This window comes from Brucella anthropi, from assembly GCF_046630315.1.
GTDB lineage: Bacteria > Pseudomonadota > Alphaproteobacteria > Rhizobiales > Rhizobiaceae > Brucella > Brucella anthropi_A.
Map to the genome: position 1 here is coordinate 48,272 of NZ_LQBD01000018.1, position 20,583 is coordinate 68,854.

The following is a 20,583-nucleotide window of genomic DNA, read 5'->3' on the forward strand; positions in this document are numbered from 1 at the left end:
CATGCGTGTGAGTGTTTTTGCCGTGGGCCGGATGAAAGCCGGCCCCGAACGGGAACTGGTCGAGCGTTATTTCGACCGATTTTCGAAGGCTGGTCCGCCTTTGGGACTTGAATTCGCCGGTGTGAGCGAAATTCCCGAAAGCCGGGGCCAGACGGCGGATTTGCGCAAGGCCGAGGAAGCCCAGCGCATCCACGAAGCGCTTGATAATGGTGCGGCTCTGATCCTGCTGGACGAGCGCGGCAAGGCGCTCGGATCGGAAGCTTTTGCGGATCGCATCGGGCGGATGCGGGACGATGGCAAGCGCCAGCTCATCGTGGCCATTGGCGGGCCGGACGGTCACGATCCGGCCTTGCGGTCACGCGCCGATCTCGTTCTGGCGCTGGGCGAACTCACCTGGCCGCACCAGATCGCCCGCATTCTGATTGCCGAACAGCTTTACCGCGCCGCCACCATTCTGGCAGGCCATCCCTATCATCGATCCTGAAATGCGTAATGCAGGCGCACGCAGCCGCGGTCAAGCGTCTTGGCGCTGAGAAGAACGGGGCTCGCCTTGAAGCCGACAGCCGGAAATAGCGGTATGCCGCCGCCGATGAGTTCAGGAATGACGTAAATCTCGATCTCATCCAGCGCGCCGCGTTCCAGAAATGCCATCTGCAATCGTCCGCCGCCGAGCATCCACACATCGCCGTCCTCCAGCGCACGCAGTTCCGCGATCAGCGCATCAATGTCGTGGCGGGTTTCAAGCGGACCTTTGGGACCTTCGACAGGCCGTGAGGTGACGACGATGCACCTTTGGTCGCCATAGGCCCAGGGCGCATCGCTTGCCGCGATGAAGTCATAGGTGTCCCTGCCCATCACCACGGTGCGTATACCCTTGATAAAAAGGCGGTAATCATGCTCCCCCATATCTCCGCCGTCATATTTGAACAGCCAGTCGAGGTTTCCGTTTTCGGCGGCAATGAAACCGTCGAGACTGGCGGCGATGTAGCCAACAATTTTCGCCATGATGCACTTCCTTGTTGATTTATAAATGAACATACGTTTATATATTGTCCATGGCAAGAACGAAATCCATATCGGATGAGGCGGTGCTCGACCGGCTGATGGCTGTCGTGGCTGAAACCGGCCCCGATGGGCTGACCTTTGCGCGGGCGGCGAAGGCTGCCGGGCTTTCGGCGGCCACGCTCGTCCAGCGTTATGGCAACCGGGAAGCCATGCTTGAGGCGGCGCTGCTGCGGGCGTGGGACAGGCTCGATGCGGCAACGCACGCAGCCGATGCACATGCGGCGCTCACACCGCAAGGGGCGGTTGATCTTCTGATGGCGCTCATGCCATCCGATGCCGCTGAATATAATGCGACGGACGGGCTTCTGCTGCTGCGCGAGGATATTCGCAACCCGGTGCTGCGTGCGCGCGGCGCGGCATGGGGCGTCGATCTGGCCCATGCACTGGGGCGCAGGCTTTCAGGCGATGCGGAAAAAGCCGAACGGCTCGGCTGGCAGATGGCGAGCGTCTGGCAGGGGGCTCATATATGGTGGGGTTTTACGCGTTCCGAGCCACCGGAGATCGCGATCCGGCGCGTGCTGATGGAATGGCTGGAGACGGTTCGGTATAACGTTTCGCCCGATCACCGCTCGTAGCGCCGTTCATTTCCTTGACAATAGGTTGAAATCTTAGGATTGCTCACGGCATGCAATGCATTTGATTGGGCATAATGCATTGTTTTATTAGAATGAACTAAAGTGCTTGGGGGGGGAATTGAACAGGCCTACCATTATAACGCTATCAAGCATCCCGCCGCGTTTTGATCTTTTGAAGCCAACGCTGCTGTCGCTTCTGTCGCAAAGACTGAAAGCCGAGGAAATCCGCCTTTATATACCGCGCAAGTACAGGCGGTTTCCCGATTGGGATGGACGTTTGCCGGAAGTGCCTGCGGGCATAACAATCGTCCGCTGCGAGGAAGATCTCGGACCTGCGACCAAGGTGCTGCCAGCGGCCCGCGACCTCAAGGGGCGGGACGTGGATATTCTGTTTTGCGACGACGACAAGATTTACGACGCCAATTGGCATCGGCGTTTCAAGACGGAAGCCGCGCGCAAGCCGGGCCATTGCATCATCGAGGATGGCGAAACATTCCCCGATATTGCTGATGCGGGCAGACCCGCTGACCGGCTTCCCCGCAGCCGCTGGAAGCCGAAGGATTTCAAATACAGAATGAAGCGCGTCGCTTCCCTGTTTCTGTATAAGCCAGACCGCAGCATGCCCGGCTATGTCGATCGGATTTCCGGTTTTGCCGGGGTTCTCGTTCGCCCCGAATGGTTCGACGAGCTGTTCTACGATATTCCCGACATCATGTGGACGGTGGATGATCCCTGGATTTCCGGCCATCTGGAAAGACGCGGCATTCCGATCTGGATGATCGGCCGGAACAGCCGTCGCGCCGAGGGCAAGGCAAGCAGCGTCAGCGCTCTTCTGAACCATGTCGAGGACGGGCAGGACCGTGTGGATGCCGACCTGTTGGTGATCGATTATTTCCGGCAGCATTACGGCATCTGGCAGAAAACCGATATGATCGACGAAAAGGCGGCGCTACGCACGACATCGATGCGTGAAATGATGCGGCGCAGAAAAGCCGAGCTTGGTCTGATCGATTCATAGGGAGAGGTCTGAAAGGGCTTTCTGACTGTAATTGGCAGTTTGAGCGGCACCGGGTTCGGCATTGCGGTCGACGGATTTATGGTTGATGGTTCGTTAACGGGTTCGGGCTAGTTTCGGCTCTGAATTTGGCCTTGTTTCGTCCTGATAGAACACGCATGTACCCTGTACGCCTTTTTAAAAGACCACGACTGCCTGCATGCGCGAAGGCTGGCCCGTTTTGGGCCGGGCTTGCCCTTGTTGGCGCGCTTTGCTGCGCGCAGCCGGTCTTCGCGCAGGATGCCCTCCAGCAGCAGCGTGATCAGGCGGCAAGCGAATATGAAAAGCTCAGCAACGAACTGACCGTTACCGGCGATACGCTGAAAAAGCTTGAAGACGAGGTGGCCGCGCTTAAAAAAGATCAGGCCACCATCACCGCGGCGCTGATCCAGTCGGCCAAGACCGACAAGAAGCTGCAGCAGGATATTGCCGATATTGCCGACAAGCTCACCGCGCTGCGTGAGCAGGAAGACGGCATCCGCGCATCGCTCAGCGCAAGGCGCGGCGTTCTGGCGGAAGTCCTGGCCGCCTTGCAGCGCATGGGGTTGAACCCGCCGCCCGCCATTCTGGTGCGGCCCGACGATGCGCTTGCCTCGGTGCGCAGCGCCGTGCTTCTGGGCGCTGTCGTGCCTGAAATGCGTGAGCAGGTGGAAGAGCTGACCGGCGATCTGAAGGATATGCAGAAGGTGACGGCCTCCATCGGCCAGGAGCAGGAAAAGCTGAAGGAAACGCGCACGGTCCAGGCGGAAGAGCAGAAACGGCAATCACTTCTTCTTGAGGAGAAGAAGAAATTGCAGTCGCAATCGGAGCAGGAAATCGAGGCGCAGCGCGCACGTTCGGAAGAACTGGCGGCGAAGGCGGGCAGCCTGAAAGACCTGATCGACGGGCTCGACAAGCAGATGGCGGGCGTGCGCGATGCAGCCGAGGCCGCCCGCAAGGCAGAGGCCGATCGCCTTGCCGCCGCGCGGGAAAAGGCCGGAGAATCAACGCCGGACGATACGCATTTGCGGGCCCAGATCGATTTTGCGTCGCTGCGGGGCAAGCTCGCTTTGCCCGCGGCGGGCAAGATGCTGCGCCGCTTCGGCGAGAAGGATGGCATCGGCGGCTCCATGATGGGACAGGTGGTCGAAACCCTGCCTTCCGCCACGATTACGTCACCTTCCGATGGCGTGGTCCTTTATGCGGGCACTTTCCGCTCCTATGGGCAGCTCTTGATACTCGATGCGGGCAATGGATATCATGTCGTGATGGCTGGCATGGGGCGAATCGACGTATCGCAAGGTCAATTTGTCCTTGCGGGAGAGCCGGTCGGCGCGATGGGAGAAAAACTTCTCGCAAGTCTTGCACCGATAGAGGTGGGCAATGGCGCGCCATTGCTTTACATTGAATTTCGAAAGGATGGAAAACCCGTCGATCCCGCCCCGTGGTGGACCGAACGGCTTTCTGGAAGGACGTGAAAATGATACGTAAACTGTCGCTGCTGTTCGCCGGAGCCCTTCTGGGGGCATCAGCCATGGTGATGGTCCAGGGCGCGCCGGCTTCCACCGCTTTTGCGGCAGGCAAAGACAGCGATGTCTACAAGGAACTGGCCCTTTTCGGCGATATTTTCGAACGGGTGCGCGCGCAATATGTGACGCCGCCGGACGACAAGAAGCTGACCGAGAGCGCCATCAACGGCATGTTGTCCTCGCTCGATCCCCATTCTTCCTATCTCAACCCCGAAGCCGCGCAGGACATGCGCGTGCAGACCAAGGGTGAATTTGGCGGCCTCGGCATCGAAGTCACCATGGACAACGATCTGGTGAAGGTCATCGCGCCGATCGACGATACGCCCGCCTCCAAGGCCGGTGTGCTGGCAGGCGATCTCATCACCAAGATCGACGGACAGGAAGTGCGCGGGCTTTCGCTGACCGATGCGGTCGACAAGATGCGCGGTGAAATCGGTTCGCCGATCGAATTGACCATCCAGCGCCAGGGCGTCGACAAGCCGATCACGCTCAAGATCAACCGCGCCGTCATCAAGGTGAAGGCCGTTCGCTATCGCGTCGAAAACGATGTCGGTTATCTGCGCGTCATCTCGTTCACCGAACAGACGTCTGAAGACCTCAAGAAGGCAATCAAGGATATTCAGGACAAGATTCCCGCCGACAAGCTCAAGGGCTATGTGCTGGATCTACGCCTCAATCCGGGCGGCTTGCTCGATCAGGCGGTTGCCGTTTCCGATGCCTTCCTCGACAAGGGGGAAGTCGTCTCGACCCGTGGCCGCGATCCGCAGGATGTGACGCGCTTCGACGCGCGCAAGGGCGACCTGACCGACGGCAAGCCGGTCATCGTTCTCATCAATGGCGGCTCGGCCAGCGCGTCGGAAATCGTTGCCGGTGCGCTTCAGGATCACCGCCGCGCCACCGTGCTCGGCACGCAGTCCTTCGGCAAGGGCTCGGTGCAGACGATCATTCCGCTCGGCGAAAACGGTTCGCTGCGTCTGACCACGGCGCTTTATTACACGCCGTCGGGCAAGTCGATCCAGGGCAAGGGCATCACGCCCGACATCAAGGTCGACCAGCCCTTGCCGCCGGAACTGAAGGGGGAGGACGTCGTGCGCGGCGAATCCGAACTCAAGGGCCACATCAAGGGCAATGCCGAGGATGATAACGGCTCCGGTTCTTCGGCCTATGTCCCGGCTGATCCAAAGGACGACATCCAGCTCAACGAAGCCTTGAAGCTCCTGCGTGGCGAGGTGGCCAATGCCGCATTCCCGCCGGACCCGAAGAAGGGCGTGTTGAACTGATCGCTCCATGCTGGATCTGAACAGCCCGTTAGGACTGGATAAGAAACCGCAAAAGCGCGGGGGCTTACGCTCCCGCGCTTTGCGTTCGGCCCTGTTGGGCCTTGCCATTTCGGGCGGGCTTTGCCTTGCCGGTGGCGCGGTGTTCGCCATCTGGCAGAATAATCACGCGGCTTTCCGCAAGACCGAAACCGCCGCCGTGGAGGCGCCGCAAGTCGAGTTGCCCGCCGCCAAGGCTGAGATAAAGCCCGCCACCGGCAATACGCCGCCGCCCGGCAGCGCATCGCGCGGGACGGGTGGTCTGCCGGGGCCTGCCATCATCAAGGTTATGCCCGATATGGCGCAAGGCAATGGGGTCGCGGAGCAGAACGCCCATCAGGCCGGGCAGGATCAGCGCGTTGCGCATCTGCCGGAAAAGGCGCTGGTCGAGCAGAGCCCGACCGGGCCGCTTCCGGTGCGTGGCGCGGACGGCCTGCGCCCGATGGATGCCTATGCGGCCGGATGGTCCGGCGCGCGCGGGGCGCGGATTGCGCTTGTCATCGGCGGTCTTGGGCTGTCGCAGACCGGCAGCATGGAGGCGGTCGACAAGCTTCCGCCGGAAATCACGCTCGGATTTGCGCCGCAGGGCAACAGTTTGCAGCGCTGGATGCAGGCAGCACGGCAAAACGGTCATGAACTTGTGCTGCAATTGCCGATGGAGCCGTTCGACTATCCGCGTGTCAATCCCGGCCGCAATACGCTGACGGTGGATGATGGCTTTGAGAAAAATCGGGCTTCGCTGCTGTGGGCGCTGTCGCGGATGACCAATTATGCCGGTGTGATGAACTATATGGGTGCGCGTTTCACATCCGAGACGGAGGCCTTTTCGCCGGTGCTGGGCGAGATCGGCAGGCGCGGCCTTTATTATCTCGACGATGGTACCTCGGCGCGCAGCCAGGCCGACCGGATTGCCGAAAGCGATGCGGTGCCTTTCGCGGCAGCCGATGTGCTGATCGATGCGGCGCAGGAGCGCGGTGCGATCCTCGATCGTCTTGATGAGCTGGAGCGGACCGCGCGTGCCAATGGCAGCGCCATCGGCACGGGTTCGGCCTTTGCGGTGACGGTTGATGCGGTTGCCGAATGGGCCAATGAGGTCAGGGAGCGCGGCATTGAAATCGTGCCGGTTTCGGCGCTGGTGCGCGATCCCGAACGGCAATAACCTATCATGGAGAATGTCATGTCGAAGCATAAAGGCCCTGTCGATCCGGAAAGCCTGCCCTACCGTCCCTGCGTCGGGCTGATGGTGCTGAACCGGGCCGGGCTGGTCTGGGCTGGCCGCCGGATCGTCATTCCGGGTGACGAGATGGATGGCGCGACGCAGCTCTGGCAGATGCCGCAGGGCGGCATCGACAAGGGCGAGGAGCCGGTCGAGGCGGCTATCCGCGAGCTTTACGAGGAAACCGGCATGAAGTCGGTATCGCTGCTTGAGGAAGCATCGGACTGGATCAATTACGACCTGCCGCCGCATCTGGTGGGGCTGGCGCTCAAGGGCAAATATCGCGGCCAGACGCAAAAATGGTTTGCCTATCGTTTCGAGGGCGACGAGAGCGAAATCGCCATCAACCCGCCGCCCGGCGGACACACCGCCGAGTTCGACCGCTGGGAATGGAAGCCGATGGTTGAGCTGCCGGAGCTGATCGTGCCCTTCAAGCGCAAGGTCTATGAGGAGGTCGTCGCGGCTTTCCGGCATCTGGCGCCCTGATTTAACGGGGGAGGCGCTTCCGCCCCCCTTGTGCCGCCGCCCAACATATAGTCAACTTGCTCCATGCGCGCCGGACGGCTGCGTTCTGAGAGGGAGAAAAACGCATGGATGTTGGAAGTCTTCTCGTATTTCTTTTCGTCGGTCTAATTGCCGGCTGGCTGGCGGGCAAGGTCGTGCAGGGCGGCGGTTTCGGCCTGATCGGCAATATCATCGTCGGCGTGATCGGCGCATTCTTTGCGGGCTGGCTGCTGCCGCGCCTTGGATTTTCCGTCGGCGGCGGGATCATCGCCTCGATTGTCAACGCCTTTATCGGTGCTGCCATTCTCCTGATTATCCTGCGCATCATAAAACGCGCCTGAGTTTTTGCTGTTGTTCTGAACAGGCCCGGCTTCCCGCAAGCCGGGTTGCTTCATTTCGAAGTTCAATCCCATGACACCGAATTCCAAACTGTCGCTCGGTCTTGTTCTCACCGCATCGGCCGGTTTCGTCGATGCGATCGCCTTCCTGCAGCTGGGCGGTTTCTTCGCGTCCTTCATGAGCGGCAACACCACGCAGCTTGGCACGGCGCTGGCCGGACAGCCCGGCCCGCAGGGTCTGGTCCTGGTCTGGTTTCCCGCGATCCTGATCGTGCTGTTCTTTTCCGGCGCCTTCTTCGGCACGCTTGCGGTGCGGGCCTATGGCCGCTGGGGCAGCCTTTATGTGATGGCGAGCGTGGTGGCGATCCTGCTGTTGGTCAGCATGCTGCGGCGTGAGGGGGCGATGCTCATCCAGCCGGTGCTGCTGCTTGCCGCGGCCATGGGCGCGCAGAATGCCGCGGTGCAGCCCATCGGGGCCGCGCGTCTCGGCGTGACCTATGTGACGGGCACGCTGTTCAACGCCGCCGCCGATCTTGCCTGTTCGCTGCGCGGCGAAACGCCGAAATGGCGCTGGCTGCAACATGCGGCTGTCTGGCTGGCGCTGATGCTGGGCGCTGTCGGCGGCGGTTTTGGCCATGCTTTCATCGGCCTCGATGCCTTGTTCGTTCCCGCCGCGATGATTGTGGGCGTGATGATCGCCTATGTGAGGCTTAATTGATTTAGCTGAACAGCGATTTTTCGCTTTCCACCAGTTCCGAAATCAGGGCCGAAACGGCTGTCACGCGCCGCAATGTGCGGGCGGATTCATGATAGGCGAGCCAATAGGCGCGGCGGATAACCCGATCCGGCAGGACGGGCACAAGATCAGGATCGGCGCGGGCGATGAAGGCGTGCAATATGCCGATGCCCGCACCGGCCCGCACGGCCTCGACCTGCCCAAGCGCGCTCGACACTTCGAAAGCCGGCTTCCAGTCGCGGGAAATTTCCGGCGCATAGGCCAGCGACGGGTTGATGACGAGATCTTCCACATAGCCGATGAGCCGGTGATGATTGAGGTCCTCCGGGCTTTCCGGCGTGCCATTCATCTCCAGATAGCTGCGATGCGCATAGAGACAGAGCGTATAATCGACGAGCCTGCGCGCAATCAGCCGGCCTTGTTCCGGGCGCTCGACCGTAATGGCGATATCCGCCTCGCGGCGCGACAGTGAGAATGAGCGCGGCACCGGCACAAGCTGGATGGTGAGGTCTGGATATTTCTGCGTCAGCCGCGCCAGCCGGGGCGCCAGGAAATTGACCCCGAACCCGTCCGGCGCGCCGATGCGCACCGTGCCGGAAACGGCAATATCCGCATTGCCGACATGCGAGCGGGCGGAAAGCATTTCCGCCTCCATGCGCTCGGCGGCAAGCAGAAATTCCTCGCCCGCCTGCGTCAGCGTCGATCCGTTGGTGCGGCGTGTCAAAAGCGTGGTGGAGAGTGCGGTTTCAAGCGCGGTCAGCCGCCGGGCGACGGTGGTGTGGTTGAGGCCGAGCCTCCTGGCCGCGCCCAGAATCTGGCCCGAGCGGGCAACGGCGAGAAAGATGCGGATATCGTCCCAGTTCATGATGTTCCCTGCATGAGGATGCGCCATTATTACTATAAAATTTGCACAACGGATACGCTTTTCCGTGCCTTGCAATCATGAATTTGCAGAGTCAAGATGGCGGCAACGATGGGGGCTTGCAGGCTCTTCAAAGCGATCATCAGGGAGGTTCTTCGATGCGCAATATCGGACATTTCATCGGCGGCAAGCATGTGGCAGGCAAGAGCGGCCGCACGGCGGACGTCTTCCAGCCGCTCGACGGCTCGGTGCAGGGCAAGGTGGCGCTCGCCACCAAGGAAGAAGTACGCGCGGCGGTCGAAAACGCCAAGGCGGCACAGCCGGCCTGGGCCGCGACCAACCCGCAGCGCCGTGTTCGCATCCTGCGCAAGTTCATCGAACTGGTCGAGGCCGAATATGACAGCCTGGCCGAACTCCTGGCCCGCGAACACGGCAAGACCATTGCCGACGCCAAGGGCGACATCCAGCGCGGCCTCGAAGTGGTGGAAGTCTGCCTCGGTGCGGCGCATATGCTGAAAGGTGAGTTCACCGACAATGCGGGCACGGGCATCGACACCTATTCGATGCGCCAGCCGCTCGGCGTTGTGGCGGGCATCACGCCGTTCAACTTCCCGGCCATGATCCCGCTCTGGAAGGCCGGTCCGGCGATTGCCTGCGGCAATGCCTTCATCCTGAAGCCGTCCGAACGCGATCCGGGCGTGCCGATGCGCCTTGCCGAACTGTTCATGGAAGCCGGTCTTCCGGCAGGCATTTTCAACGTCGTCAACGGCGACAAGGAATCGGTCGATGCGCTGCTCGACGATCCGGATGTCCAGGCGATCGGCTTTGTCGGCTCCACGCCGATTGCGCAATATATCTATGGCCGCGGCTGCTCGAACGGCAAGCGCGTGCAGTGCTTCGGCGGCGCGAAGAACCATCTTCTCATCATGCCGGATGCCGACATGGACCAGACCGTCGATGCGCTGATCGGCGCGGGCTACGGTTCGGCTGGCGAGCGCTGCATGGCGATTTCGGTTGCCGTCCCGGTCGGTGAAGACACCGCCAACCGCCTGATGGAAAAGCTGATCCCGCGCGTCGAGGCGCTGAAGATCGGCACCTCCACCGACAATTCCGCCGATTACGGCCCGCTCGTCACCAAAGCGGCGCTCGACCGCGTGCGCGGCTATGTCGATCTGGGCGTTGAAGAAGGCGCGAAGCTGGTCGTCGATGGCCGTAACTTCAAGATGCAGGGCTATGAAGACGGTTTCTACATGGGCGGCTGCCTGTTCGATCATGTGACGCCGGACATGCGCATCTACAAGGAAGAAATCTTTGGCCCGGTTCTCTCGGTCGTGCGCGCCAGGAATTACGAGGAAGCGCTGGCCCTGCCGAACGATCATGAATATGGCAACGGCGTTGCGATCTTCACCCGTGACGGCGATGCGGCCCGCGATTTCGCCAGCCGCGTGCAGGTCGGCATGGTCGGCATCAATGTGCCGATCCCGGTTCCGATTGCTTACTACACCTTCGGCGGCTGGAAGGCTTCCGGCTTCGGCGATCTCAACCAGCACGGCCCGGATGCTTTCCGCTTCTACACCAAGACCAAGACCGTCACCGCGCGCTGGCCGTCTGGCGTGAAAGATGGTGCGGAGTTCGTCATCCCGACGATGAAGTAACCCCGGACGATTCCTTACGTTTGCGCGTCCTCGCTTCGCTGCGGGCGCGCGGCTGGGGTTAAAGACGGGGCGGAATTCGTCATCCCGACGATGAAGTAAGTATCGCGCTTTTCACCTCATCCTGAGGAGACGTCCTGAGCTTGTCGAAGGACGTCGTCTCGAAGGACGAGGTGATGGACAAGCTTTACTGTCGCCTAAGCGAAATCCCGCCCTCGTGGCGGGATTTTTCTTTTTATTCGAACAGCGCCTCCGGTCACCTCATCGCCCGAAGGCGGAAATTTCGGCAAGTTGATCGTGAAGCTTGCATAAGACCGCAATAAACTGCTTGCAGAACCGCGCTCCGAGCGTGATGCTGTGCCTGTTTCTGTGTTGGAAACGTGAGTCATTGCAAAGGACAGACACAGCATGGGTGAGCGCCAGCAGGCGGGCATAGGAGAAGGCGGCGGGCCAGGGCGTGAGCGCCAGGAAGAGGCGCGGCGCATCCTGGAGCGGCTGGAGCGTGAGCAGACCGGCGCCGAAGGCATTGTCCGGCGCGGGGTTTCCCGCACCGCGCGGCATCTTTCCGCTGCCGACGCGCCCGAAAACGATCCCATCGAGCTTTGGGCCACCCGCGTCGGGCGTGGGCTTGGCTTCCTCATCACGCTGGCGATCATCGTCTGGCTCATTTCCTATCTCATGCAAAGCCGGGTATAAAATGACGCTTCCTGCGCCTTCGGATGCGACAACCGTTATTGTCATCTCAAGCCATGTCGTGCGCGGTTCGGTCGGCAATCGTGCCGCCGTCTTCGCGTTGGAAACGCTGGGTTTTCCCGTCTGGGCCGTGCCGACGGTGGTGCTGCCATGGCATCCGGGCCACGGAGTTCCGGGCGCTCCGGCCGGGCGCATCGTGCCGCCTGCGGAAGAGTTCGCGCGCCTGATGCAGGATCTTCAGCGCGCGCCGTGGCTTGGCGAAGTGGGCGCCGTCCTGACCGGCTATCTCGGCCATCCCGAACAGGCGGCAGCCGTTGCCGAACTGGTCAAGACCGTCAAGGCGAACAATCCCGAGGCCGTCTATCTCTGCGATCCGGTGATCGGGGACGAAAAGGGGCTCTATGTGCCCGAAGCCACCGCCATGGGGATTCGCGACAGGCTTCTGCCGCTTGCCGATATCGCGACGCCCAACAGGTTCGAGCTTTCATGGCTGACCGGCGTGCCGCTGGAAGACAATGCGGCGCTCATGGAAGCGGCGCTCGATGCGGGGCCGGCCACCATGCTGGTGACATCGGCCTTCCCGCTGATGAGCGGCAGCATCGGCAATATCCTGCTCACGCCGACCATGGCGCTGATGGCCGAGCATCGCCGCGTCGATGGCCCGACCAACGGCCTTGGCGACCTGACATCCGCGGTGTTTCTGGCGCGGCGGCTCTGCGGACTTTCGGAAGAAAAGATGCTGCAAAGCACCACGGCGGCCGTGTTCGAGATCATGGCGCGTTCGGCAAAGCGCGGGGCGGACGAACTGATGCTGGAGGCCGATGCGTCGAGCCTCGCCACGCCGATGGCCATGGTGCAGACGCGGCGGCTGATGCACCCGACCAAGGGCCTGCGGGCCTGAAAGGCGAGGGCCTGCGTCCAAATGGACGCACACACCTCGATCTATTTCGATTGATCTCGGTTTTCGATAGGGATATTGGAAAAATATGGTTGATCTTCCAGACTCACTTCTCGCCGGTTATCGAACCTTCATGCGCGAGCATTTTGCCCAGGAAACCTCACGTTATCGCCATTTGGCCGACAAGGGGCAATCGCCGGAAACGCTGGTTATCGCTTGTTGCGATTCGCGAGCGGCTCCCGAAACCATCTTCAATACGGCGCCGGGCGAAATCTTCGTCCTGCGCAATGTTGCCAATCTCATCCCGCCTTACGAGCCCGACGGCGAATATCATGCGGCTTCCGCCGCACTGGAATTTGCGGTCCAAAGCCTCAAGGTGAAGAATATCGTCGTCATGGGCCATGGCCGTTGCGGCGGTATCAAGGCGGCGCTCGACACCGAAAGCGCGCCTCTTTCGCCGGGCGATTTCATCGGCAAATGGATGAGCCTGATCGCGCCTGCCGCCGAAGCCGTCAGCGGCAACCAGCTCATGACGCAGGCCGAACGCCACACCGCGCTGGAGCGCATCTCGATCCGCTATTCCATCAATAATCTGCGCACATTCCCTTGCGTCGACATTCTGGAAAAGAAGGGCAAACTCACCCTGCATGGCGCATGGTTCGATATTTCGACCGGCGAATTGTGGGTGATGGATCACCAGACGGGTGATTTCAAACGTCCCGATCCTGCCTGATCCAACGTTCAAAACAACGCGTCCTGAAACGGCTCCTTTCAGATCGAGAGGGGCCGTTTTGCCTTGTTTCGGACAGCTGAAATTGACGTTTTTGTTCCCAAAACGCAAAAAACCGCAGCAAAAGATGCAAAAATAGCCCCAAACTTTGGGGCTAAATTGTGTTTCCTGCGGCTTTTCCGTGGCAATTTCGAAGCGAAATTGCGATTTCGGCCTTACTTGCCGTCGATGGCCTTGCCCATCACGGCGATGGCGCGCTGATAAACCTGTGCTGCATTCCAGCCCTGGATCGCGCCGTAGTTCGGCTCGCCCGGCTGGTAGCCCGCACCGCGCTGCCAGCCATGGCCGACGAGGAAATTGGCGGTTGAATGAAGCGCGTCCGCCTTGTTGCGCAGGTCGAAATGGGCACCGCCCGAACCGCTGACACCATATTTGAGGACGTTTGCCGGCATGAACTGGGTCTGGCCGACTTCACCATGCATGGCGCCCACGGCCTGTGGGCTGAGATCGCCCATATCGATCAGCTTGAGCGCGGCATAGAGATGGTCGGTGAAATAATCGCTGCGGCGGCAATCATAGGCCAGCGTCGCAACAGCCGACAGCGTGTGCTGCTTGCCCATATAGGAGCCGAAGCCGGTTTCCATGCCCCAGATCGCGATCAGCGGACCGGCGGGAACGCCATAACGCTTTTCGATCGCGGCGAAGAGAGCGGCGTTCTGCTGCTTCTGCGCGCGGCCGCGCTTGATGATCGTATCGGCGCCGCGCTTCTTCATGAAATCTTCGAAGGAGAGCTTGAAGCTCTTCTGGTTGCGGTCGGCATTGATGGTGGCCTGCGCATATTTGGTGTTGGCCAGCGCATTGGTGCCTGCCTTGCCAACGCCGCGCGAGGCCGCTTCCTTCAGGGTCTGCTGGAGCCAGGCATTGTAACCGGCGGCATTGTTGCCGCACTGGGCTGCCCCGGCAATGCCTGTTCCCGTCATCATGCCCATTGCAAGAACTGCTGCTGCCGTCAAAGACCGGCCCTTGGCAACCGATGCCATTCGTTTCTCCTTCGGAGTTGATTCGACCTCAACGCGAATTTGCCATTGCTTACCCCAAATGTCATGCGGCAACGGCAACGCGGGAAGTGGCTTGTGTGAAATGCCGCGTTACAAGCATTTTTGCGCAAAAACAGCAAGCTTTTGTTGGCTCCCAAAGGGGGTGTCAAATTTTTCGCTTGGAAGCTGTTGCATTCATATCTATTGCTTGCAAATGTACTGGTAAACTAACTTTACCATCATAAGTAAGGTTCAACGTTCACGACATTGACGGGGAGGACGCCACATGTCGAACGGCTTTCTTGCGTTATTCGCTTTTCTGCCAATTCTTGTAGCCGGTGTGATGCTGGTTGGATTTCGTATCCAGGCCCGCATTGCGATGCCGGTGACTTATGTGCTGACCGTGGCGATCGCCATGGCAATCTGGGGCATGAGCGGCAACCGCGTCATTGCCTCGACCATTCAGGGCCTGATCCAGACGGCCGGTCTGCTCTGGATCATTTTCGGCGCGATCCTGCTGCTCAACACGCTCAAATATTCGGGCGGCATCTCGGCCATTCGCTCGGGCTTCGCCCAGATCAGCCCGGACCGGCGCATCCAGGTGTTCCTGATTGCATGGCTTTTTGGTTCGTTCATCGAAGGCGCGTCCGGTTTCGGCACGCCTGCCGCCGTTGTGGCGCCGCTGATGGTGGCTGTCGGGTTTCCGGCCCTTGCAGCCGTCACCTTCGGCCTGATGATCCAGTCCACGCCGGTATCGTTCGGGGCTGTGGGCACGCCGCTCATCGTCGGCGTCCAGTCCGGTCTCAACCGGGAAGCGCTGACGGCGCAATTGCAGGGCGTCGGGTCGAGCTGGGAACAGTTCTTCCACATCATCACATCGGAAGTGGCTATCCTGCATGCCATCTGCGGCACGTTCATGCCGCTGTTCCTCGTGGTCATCATGACCCGCTTCTTCGGGCGCAACCGCTCATGGACGGAAGGTCTTGCCATTCTGCCCTTCGCGCTTCTGGCGGCCTTCTCCTTCACCATACCCTATGTGCTGAGCGCGGTTTTCCTCGGCGCTGAATTCCCGTCCATGATCGGCGGCCTTGTCGGCCTCGCGCTTGCGACAATGGCGGCGCGCAGCGGCTTTCTCATGCCGAAGGATGTCTGGGATTTTCCGCCGGCTTCGCAATGGCCCGCCGGCTGGATCGGCACTGTGCAGATCAAGCTCGATGAACTCACCGCGAAGAAGATTCCGTTGGCCCTGGCCTGGACGCCCTATATTCTTCTGGCGATCTTCCTGGTGGTCAGCCGCACGGTTCCGGCCGTGGGCGATGCGCTGAAATCGATCACCTTCGTTGCCAAGGACATCATGGGTGAAACCGGGATCGGCGGCGATTTCAGCCCGCTTTTCCTGCCGGGCGGCCTTCTGGTCATCGTCTGCGTGATCACCTTCTTCCTGCATCGCATGAATGGCGGACAGTTCGCCAAGGCGTTCGGAGAAAGCACAAAGACGCTGCTGGGCGCGGGCTTCGTGCTTCTGTTCACCGTGCCGATGGTGCGCGTGATGATCAATTCCGGCGTCAACGGCAAGGATCTGGTCAGCATGCCGCTGATGGTCGCGGACTGGGTCGCTACGGAAGTCGGCAATGTCTATCCGTTCTTCGCGCCGTCGGTCGGTGCGCTGGGCGCGTTCCTTGCCGGGTCCAACACGGTGTCGAACCTCATGCTCAGCCAGTTCCAGTATGGCGTGGCCGAAGGGCTCGGCGTTTCCGGTGCGCTGATGGTGGCCGGTCAGTCGGTCGGCGCCGCAGCGGGCAACATGATCGCCATCCACAATGTCGTGGCCGCATCAGCCACGGTCGGATTGCTGGGACGCGAAGGCACGACCCTGCGCATGACCATCATTCCCACCATCTATTATGTGGTTCTGGCGGGCACGCTGCTGATGATCGGCTTTTATGTGCTGGGCATCGGCGATCCGCTTTCCGGTGCGGCGGCACAATAGAGCGGTTTCCGTTTCAGCGGTATCCTTGGAACCGATCTATCTATTTGTTCTTGAAGTGTTTTCGAACGCAGACCGTTTAACGCTTGCGGCTCGAAAAGGTTCTGGAATAAAAATGTGAAAGGAAACCGGCCCCGACCAAAAAACGGGGCCGGTTTCGGTCTGTTTGCGGCCTTTTGCTTGACATTGCGGGCCGATCGCCTTAAAGCCTGCTCCAATCTATCCGCGATCTTCAGAACGCGAGCCACCGACCGGGACCCATCATGGTATAAAGCGATCCCGGAGGTCCACATCCGACAGCGCGATGCGCCCTCGGGTGCTGTATCGCTTTGGTTGCTTCTTGAACTGGCAGATGCGCGGGACGATTTATCCCGGACGAAGCATAAGCCTCTTCCCGGATTTAAAGGAAACGCAATGTTTGAATCACTTCAGGAGCGCCTTGGCTCCATCCTGAACGGCCTGACCGGACGCGGCGCTCTTTCCGAAGCCGACGTGACCGCAGCGCTGCGCGAAGTGCGCCGTGCGCTGATCGAGGCCGATGTTTCGCTGGAAGTGGTTCGCTCCTTCACCGACCGCGTTCGTGAGAAGGCTGTCGGCGCGGAAATCCTGAAAAGCATCAAGCCCGGCCAGATGGTCGTCAAGATCGTCCATGACGAGCTTGTCGAGATGCTTGGCACCGAAGGCGTTGCGATTGACCTGAATGCGCCCGCACCCGTCGTCATCATGATGGTGGGCTTGCAGGGCTCGGGCAAGACGACCACCACCGGCAAGATCGCCAAGCGCCTGACCGAACGCCAGCGCAGACGCGTGCTGATGGCCTCGCTCGATACGCGCCGCCCGGCAGCGCAGGAACAGCTTCGCCAGCTTGGCATCCAGACCGGCGTGGACACGCTGCCCATCATTGCGGGCCAGTCGCCGGTGGAAATCGCAAGACGCGCCGTGCAGGCGGCAAAGCTTGGCGCGCATGATGTCGTCATTCTCGATACCGCAGGCCGCACGCATATCGATGAGCCGCTGATGGTGGAAATGGCGGATATCCGCAAGGCCGCCAATCCGCATGAAATCCTGCTCGTCGCCGACAGCCTGACCGGTCAGGATGCGGTCAATCTGGCGCGCAATTTCGACGAGCGCGTCGGCATTACCGGCATCGTTCTGACCCGTATGGACGGCGACGGACGCGGCGGCGCGGCCCTTTCCATGCGCGCCATCACCGGCAAGCCGATCAAGCTGATCGCCACCGGCGAAAAAATGGATGCGCTGGAGGAATTCTATCCCAAGCGCATCGCCGACCGTATTCTCGGCATGGGCGACATTGTTTCGCTGGTCGAAAAGGCTGCTGAAACCATCGATGCGGAAAAAGCCGCGGCGATGGCCAGGAAGATGCAGTCGGGCAAGTTCGATCTCAACGATCTTGCCGAACAGCTGGGCCAGATGAAGAAGCTCGGCGGCATGGGCGGCATCATGGGCATGATGCCCGGCATGGGCGGGATGAAGGACAAGGTGGCGGCCGCCGGTCTCGACGACAAGGTGTTCGACCGCCAGCTTGCCATCATCGGTTCCATGACCAGGGCCGAGCGCGCCAATCCCGACATTCTCAAGCACAGCCGCAAGCAGCGCATCGCCAAGGGTTCCGGCACGACTGCCGCCGACATCAACAAGCTTCTCAAGATGCATCGCCAGATGGCCGACATGATGAAAGTCATGGGCAAGGGCAAGGGCGGAATGATGAAGCAGATGATGGGCGGCCTTGCCAACAAGATGGGGCTGGGTGGTCTGGGCGGAGGAATGGGCATGCCCGATCTCTCCAAAATGGACCCCAAGCAGCTTGAAGCGCTGGCCAAGCAGGCGGAAGCCGCGGGCCTGACGAAAGGCGGCGGCTTGCCGGGCCTTCCCGGCGGCGGCCTTCCGGGCGGTTTGCCCGGTCTGGGCGGGCCGAAGCTTCCCGGTCTTGGCGGCGGTCTTCCGGGCCTGCCGAAGAAGAAGTGAGCATCATGAGCGACGAACAGAACACTGCACCGGCTGAACTTCTGGCATTGCGCGCCTCCATCGACAATATCGATGCGGCGCTGATCCATATGCTGGCCGAGCGTTTTCGCTGCACCAAGGCTGTCGGCGTTCTCAAGGCCGAACGCGGCCTCGCACCGGCCGATCCGGCCCGTGAAAAGCGTCAGGTGGAGCGTCTGCGCGCGCTTGCCGTCGATGCCCATCTCGATCCCGATTTCGCCGAAAAATTCCTGAACTTCATCGTGAAGGAAGTCATTCGGCACCATGAGCATGCCGCCGCAAACCACGGTGGAAACACAAACGACTAACCCTTTTCCTCTGGCTACCGACCAGAGGCTCTGAGCTACCAACTCAGGGTACCATTAAACACGAGGAAGAAAAAATGTCTCTGAAGATTCGTCTGGCCCGCGCTGGCTCCAAGAAGCGTCCTTACTACCACATCGTCGTTGCCGACGTCCGCAGCCCGCGTGACGGCCGCTTCATCGAAACCGTTGGCGCATGGAACCCGATGCTGGCCAAGGACGCTGAACGCGTGAAGCTCGACGCCGACCGCATCCAGCATTGGATTGCACAGGGCGCACAGCCGACCGACCGCGTTTTGCGCTTCCTCGACCAGGCCGGCCTTGCAAAGCGTCCGGCCCGCAGCAACCCGAACAAGGGCGAGCCGGGCAAGAAGGCCCAGGAACGCCTGGCCATGGCCAAGCAGGCTGAAGAAGAAGCCGCTGCAAAGGCCGCAGAAGCTGCCGCAGCCGCCGCAGAAGCCGCTGCCGCTCCGGCTGAAGAAGCTGCAAGCGAATAATCTTCGCGCAGTTTTGCGTTTTGACAAAGCGGCGGCGCAATCCGCCGCTTTTTCTTTTTAACCAGTCATTTTGAATAGGCTGGACGCGCCGCCAAAATCGCTTATCTTATTGATTTGACGGCCCGCATTTGCGTGAACACGCATAGGCGGGTGATGAATTTGTTTCCCCGGCGCTTGGCAAAGCGCTCTTTTCAGGAGAAGTCCATGTCGGCTGCGACGGTTGCCACTTCTTTCTCTTTTCGCCGTATTTTCATCGCTCTTGGTCTCATCGTTCTGGTTCCGCTGCTGTCAGCCTGCGGTTTCAACACGATCCCCACCAATGAGGAAAAGGCAAAAGCCGCCTGGGGCGAGGTGCAGAACCAGTATCAGCGCCGCGCCGATCTCGTGCCCAATCTGGTCGAGACCGTGAAGGGCTATGCCGCCCACGAAAAGGAAACCCTGCAAGCCGTGATCGAGGCGCGCGCCAAGGCGACGCAGGTGCAGATCACGCCCGAAACGCTCAACAATCCCGAACTCTTCAAGCAGTTTCAGGATAATCAGGCCAATCTGACAAGCGCGCTGTCGCGCCTGATGGTCGTGGTGGAAAAATATCCCGACCTGAAAGCCAACCAGAATTTCCTGGCCTTGCAGTCGCAGCTTGAAGGTACCGAAAACCGTATCGCCGTCGCGCGTCGCGACTATATCGAGGCGGTTCGCGTCTACAACACGTCGCTGCGTACCATGCCGACCATGATCTGGACCTGGATCTGGTATCGCGATGCACAGCCCATGCAGAGCTTCAGCGCCGATGCGGGCAGCCAGGCCGCGCCCAAAGTCAACTTCAACTGACGGCGTGATTTATGGTGGGTGCGGCACTCCTGCGTGATCGTCGCGGTCTTGGCCGGCTGGGGGGCTGGCTAGGGGGCTGGCTGGGCTGGCTGCGACATTTGCTTGCGCTCGCTTTCCTGATTTTTTCGAGCGTTCTGACGCTGAACAATGCGCTGGCGCAGGACGCGCCGAAGCCGACGCAGGCCCTGACAGGGCGCGTGGTGGATGCGGCGGGGATCATCGATCCGGCAGAGCGCCAGCAACTGACCCAGAAGCTTGCCGATTTTGAAGCGAAGTCATCGGATCAGGTGGTCGTGGTGACGGTGCCAAGCCTCAATGGCGAAGACATCGAAACCTATTCCAACCGTCTGTTCCGCGCCTGGGCGCTGGGGCAGAAACAGGAAAACAACGGCATTTTGCTGGTGGTCGCGCCCAATGACCGCAAGGTGCGCATCGAGGTCGGCTATGGTCTTGAAGGCGTCATGACCGATGCGCTTTCAAGCGTCATCATCAATGGCACCATCATTCCCGAATTTCGCACCGGCAATTATTCGAACGGCATCGTGCAGGGCGTGGACGGCATTCTGTCTGTGCTTTCCGGCGATGCGGCCGAGCTTGAAGCGCGGGCCAAACGCAATGTGCAGTCGAGTTCCGACGATGTCGACTGGGTTTTCGTCGTCTTCATCGCCTTCTGGTGCCTGATCTTCTTCGGCGGTTTCGGCATGGCGATCCTGACGCCGATTTTCGGGCGCAAGATCGGGCCGGGCAAATATCAGTGGCTCGGCATGGTGGTGGATAACCA

General features: G+C 60.6%; 22 protein-coding genes. 19 read left to right on the forward strand and 3 right to left on the reverse strand.

Annotated features, from left to right (window positions below):
* Window position 1 precedes the first annotated feature (1 nt).
* Complete coding sequence (gene rlmH, locus AVM02_RS11540; protein ID WP_122001576.1) at window positions 2-484, forward strand: 23S rRNA (pseudouridine(1915)-N(3))-methyltransferase RlmH; 483 nt, start codon at window positions 2-4, stop codon at window positions 482-484.
* On the opposite strand, the gene AVM02_RS11545 is transcribed toward rlmH, so the two are convergent.
* A complete protein-coding gene (locus AVM02_RS11545) occupies window positions 472-1,005 on the reverse strand; it encodes a dihydrofolate reductase family protein (RefSeq protein WP_411507106.1) in 534 nt (177 codons plus the stop codon). The two genes, rlmH and AVM02_RS11545, sit on opposite strands and share 13 nt — an antisense overlap.
* Before the next feature lie 50 nt (window positions 1,006-1,055).
* Between AVM02_RS11545 and AVM02_RS11550 the strand changes: the two genes are divergently transcribed.
* The 8 genes from AVM02_RS11550 to AVM02_RS11585 all read left to right on the forward strand — a co-directional run bounded on the left by AVM02_RS11550 (window position 1,056) and on the right by AVM02_RS11585 (window position 8,294).
* The gene (locus AVM02_RS11550) at window positions 1,056-1,640 is read left to right on the forward strand and encodes a TetR family transcriptional regulator (protein ID WP_411507107.1); all 585 of its coding nucleotides are present in this window, start codon (window positions 1,056-1,058) and stop codon (window positions 1,638-1,640) included.
* Between the two features lie 118 nt (window positions 1,641-1,758).
* Complete coding sequence (locus AVM02_RS11555) at window positions 1,759-2,658, forward strand: glycosyltransferase family 2 protein (RefSeq protein ID WP_411507108.1); 900 nt, start codon at window positions 1,759-1,761, stop codon at window positions 2,656-2,658.
* A 155-nt stretch (window positions 2,659-2,813) separates the two neighbouring features.
* Window positions 2,814-4,151 carry a murein hydrolase activator EnvC family protein gene (locus tag AVM02_RS11560; protein ID WP_411507109.1) on the forward strand — a complete coding sequence of 446 codons (1,338 nt, stop codon included), beginning with the start codon at window positions 2,814-2,816 and terminating at the stop codon, window positions 4,149-4,151.
* A gap of 2 nt (window positions 4,152-4,153) precedes the next feature.
* Window positions 4,154-5,482, forward strand: coding sequence for a S41 family peptidase (locus tag AVM02_RS11565; RefSeq protein ID WP_411507110.1), 1,329 nt, complete (start codon window positions 4,154-4,156; stop codon window positions 5,480-5,482).
* A 7-nt stretch (window positions 5,483-5,489) separates the two neighbouring features.
* The gene (locus AVM02_RS11570) at window positions 5,490-6,677 is read left to right on the forward strand and encodes a divergent polysaccharide deacetylase family protein (RefSeq protein WP_411507111.1); all 1,188 of its coding nucleotides are present in this window, start codon (window positions 5,490-5,492) and stop codon (window positions 6,675-6,677) included.
* Between the two features lie 18 nt (window positions 6,678-6,695).
* On the forward strand, window positions 6,696-7,220 hold the full coding sequence (locus AVM02_RS11575; protein WP_411507112.1) for an RNA pyrophosphohydrolase: 525 nt from the start codon (window positions 6,696-6,698) through the stop codon (window positions 7,218-7,220).
* Window positions 7,221-7,324: 104 nt separating this feature from the next.
* Window positions 7,325-7,579, forward strand: coding sequence for a GlsB/YeaQ/YmgE family stress response membrane protein (locus tag AVM02_RS11580; protein ID WP_411507113.1), 255 nt, complete (start codon window positions 7,325-7,327; stop codon window positions 7,577-7,579).
* 70 nt (window positions 7,580-7,649) lie between these two features.
* Window positions 7,650-8,294, forward strand: a complete 645-nt coding sequence (locus AVM02_RS11585) for a YoaK family protein (protein WP_411507114.1) — start codon at window positions 7,650-7,652, stop codon at window positions 8,292-8,294.
* Window position 8,295: 1 nt separating this feature from the next.
* On the opposite strand, the gene AVM02_RS11590 is transcribed toward AVM02_RS11585, so the two are convergent.
* Window positions 8,296-9,177 (reverse strand): LysR family transcriptional regulator, encoded by an 882-nt coding sequence (locus tag AVM02_RS11590; protein ID WP_411507115.1) that lies wholly within the window; start codon window positions 9,175-9,177, stop codon window positions 8,296-8,298.
* A gap of 155 nt (window positions 9,178-9,332) precedes the next feature.
* Between AVM02_RS11590 and AVM02_RS11595 the strand changes: the two genes are divergently transcribed.
* The 4 genes from AVM02_RS11595 to AVM02_RS11610 all read left to right on the forward strand — a co-directional run bounded on the left by AVM02_RS11595 (window position 9,333) and on the right by AVM02_RS11610 (window position 13,150).
* A complete protein-coding gene (locus AVM02_RS11595) occupies window positions 9,333-10,829 on the forward strand; it encodes a CoA-acylating methylmalonate-semialdehyde dehydrogenase (protein ID WP_411507116.1) in 1,497 nt (498 codons plus the stop codon).
* A gap of 405 nt (window positions 10,830-11,234) precedes the next feature.
* On the forward strand, window positions 11,235-11,522 hold the full coding sequence (locus AVM02_RS11600; RefSeq protein WP_411507117.1) for a hypothetical protein: 288 nt from the start codon (window positions 11,235-11,237) through the stop codon (window positions 11,520-11,522).
* A gap of 1 nt (window position 11,523) precedes the next feature.
* On the forward strand, window positions 11,524-12,420 hold the full coding sequence (gene pdxY, locus AVM02_RS11605; protein WP_411507118.1) for a pyridoxal kinase PdxY: 897 nt from the start codon (window positions 11,524-11,526) through the stop codon (window positions 12,418-12,420).
* Window positions 12,421-12,505: 85 nt separating this feature from the next.
* Entirely contained in the window at window positions 12,506-13,150 is a 645-nt protein-coding gene (locus tag AVM02_RS11610; protein ID WP_411507119.1) for a carbonic anhydrase, read from the forward strand.
* Window positions 13,151-13,362: 212 nt separating this feature from the next.
* On the opposite strand, the gene AVM02_RS11615 is transcribed toward AVM02_RS11610, so the two are convergent.
* Entirely contained in the window at window positions 13,363-14,187 is an 825-nt protein-coding gene (locus AVM02_RS11615) for a lytic murein transglycosylase (protein ID WP_411507120.1), read from the reverse strand.
* A 283-nt stretch (window positions 14,188-14,470) separates the two neighbouring features.
* Between AVM02_RS11615 and AVM02_RS11620 the strand changes: the two genes are divergently transcribed.
* The 6 genes from AVM02_RS11620 to AVM02_RS11645 all read left to right on the forward strand — a co-directional run.
* Entirely contained in the window at window positions 14,471-16,174 is a 1,704-nt protein-coding gene (locus tag AVM02_RS11620; protein WP_411507121.1) for an L-lactate permease, read from the forward strand.
* Between the two features lie 411 nt (window positions 16,175-16,585).
* Window positions 16,586-18,157, forward strand: a complete 1,572-nt coding sequence (gene ffh, locus AVM02_RS11625; protein WP_411507122.1) for a signal recognition particle protein — start codon at window positions 16,586-16,588, stop codon at window positions 18,155-18,157.
* A 5-nt stretch (window positions 18,158-18,162) separates the two neighbouring features.
* Window positions 18,163-18,483: a chorismate mutase gene (locus AVM02_RS11630; protein ID WP_411507123.1), complete on the forward strand. Its 321-nt coding sequence runs from the start codon at window positions 18,163-18,165 to the stop codon at window positions 18,481-18,483.
* Between the two features lie 74 nt (window positions 18,484-18,557).
* Complete coding sequence (gene rpsP / locus AVM02_RS11635; RefSeq protein ID WP_411507124.1) at window positions 18,558-18,974, forward strand: 30S ribosomal protein S16; 417 nt, start codon at window positions 18,558-18,560, stop codon at window positions 18,972-18,974.
* A gap of 204 nt (window positions 18,975-19,178) precedes the next feature.
* A complete protein-coding gene (locus AVM02_RS11640) occupies window positions 19,179-19,802 on the forward strand; it encodes a LemA family protein (protein WP_411507125.1) in 624 nt (207 codons plus the stop codon).
* An 11-nt stretch (window positions 19,803-19,813) separates the two neighbouring features.
* Window positions 19,814-20,583: TPM domain-containing protein (locus AVM02_RS11645; protein ID WP_411507126.1), on the forward strand; the 770-nt coding region annotated here is incomplete at its 3' end.

Excerpts from the sequence above, each read along its gene's own strand:
- AVM02_RS11575 (WP_411507112.1), top strand. The coding sequence starts at position 6,696 with ATGTCGAAGCATAAAGGCCCTGTCGATCCGGAAAGCCTGCCCTACCGT.
- AVM02_RS11565 (WP_411507110.1), top strand. The coding sequence starts at position 4,154 with ATGATACGTAAACTGTCGCTGCTGTTCGCCGGAGCCCTTCTGGGGGCA.
- pdxY (WP_411507118.1), top strand. The coding sequence starts at position 11,524 with ATGACGCTTCCTGCGCCTTCGGATGCGACAACCGTTATTGTCATCTCA.
- AVM02_RS11615 (WP_411507120.1), bottom strand. The coding sequence starts at position 14,187 with ATGGCATCGGTTGCCAAGGGCCGGTCTTTGACGGCAGCAGCAGTTCTT.
- ffh (WP_411507122.1), top strand. The coding sequence starts at position 16,586 with ATGTTTGAATCACTTCAGGAGCGCCTTGGCTCCATCCTGAACGGCCTG.
- rlmH (WP_122001576.1), top strand. The coding sequence starts at position 2 with ATGCGTGTGAGTGTTTTTGCCGTGGGCCGGATGAAAGCCGGCCCCGAA.
- AVM02_RS11600 (WP_411507117.1), top strand. The coding sequence starts at position 11,235 with ATGGGTGAGCGCCAGCAGGCGGGCATAGGAGAAGGCGGCGGGCCAGGG.
- AVM02_RS11560 (WP_411507109.1), top strand. The coding sequence starts at position 2,814 with ATGTACCCTGTACGCCTTTTTAAAAGACCACGACTGCCTGCATGCGCG.
- AVM02_RS11590 (WP_411507115.1), bottom strand. The coding sequence starts at position 9,177 with ATGAACTGGGACGATATCCGCATCTTTCTCGCCGTTGCCCGCTCGGGC.
- AVM02_RS11640 (WP_411507125.1), top strand. The coding sequence starts at position 19,179 with ATGTCGGCTGCGACGGTTGCCACTTCTTTCTCTTTTCGCCGTATTTTC.
- AVM02_RS11545 (WP_411507106.1), bottom strand. The coding sequence starts at position 1,005 with ATGGCGAAAATTGTTGGCTACATCGCCGCCAGTCTCGACGGTTTCATT.
- AVM02_RS11610 (WP_411507119.1), top strand. The coding sequence starts at position 12,506 with ATGGTTGATCTTCCAGACTCACTTCTCGCCGGTTATCGAACCTTCATG.
- AVM02_RS11580 (WP_411507113.1), top strand. The coding sequence starts at position 7,325 with ATGGATGTTGGAAGTCTTCTCGTATTTCTTTTCGTCGGTCTAATTGCC.
- AVM02_RS11595 (WP_411507116.1), top strand. The coding sequence starts at position 9,333 with ATGCGCAATATCGGACATTTCATCGGCGGCAAGCATGTGGCAGGCAAG.
- AVM02_RS11630 (WP_411507123.1), top strand. The coding sequence starts at position 18,163 with ATGAGCGACGAACAGAACACTGCACCGGCTGAACTTCTGGCATTGCGC.
- rpsP (WP_411507124.1), top strand. The coding sequence starts at position 18,558 with ATGTCTCTGAAGATTCGTCTGGCCCGCGCTGGCTCCAAGAAGCGTCCT.
- AVM02_RS11570 (WP_411507111.1), top strand. The coding sequence starts at position 5,490 with ATGCTGGATCTGAACAGCCCGTTAGGACTGGATAAGAAACCGCAAAAG.
- AVM02_RS11585 (WP_411507114.1), top strand. The coding sequence starts at position 7,650 with ATGACACCGAATTCCAAACTGTCGCTCGGTCTTGTTCTCACCGCATCG.
- AVM02_RS11550 (WP_411507107.1), top strand. The coding sequence starts at position 1,056 with ATGGCAAGAACGAAATCCATATCGGATGAGGCGGTGCTCGACCGGCTG.
- AVM02_RS11620 (WP_411507121.1), top strand. The coding sequence starts at position 14,471 with ATGTCGAACGGCTTTCTTGCGTTATTCGCTTTTCTGCCAATTCTTGTA.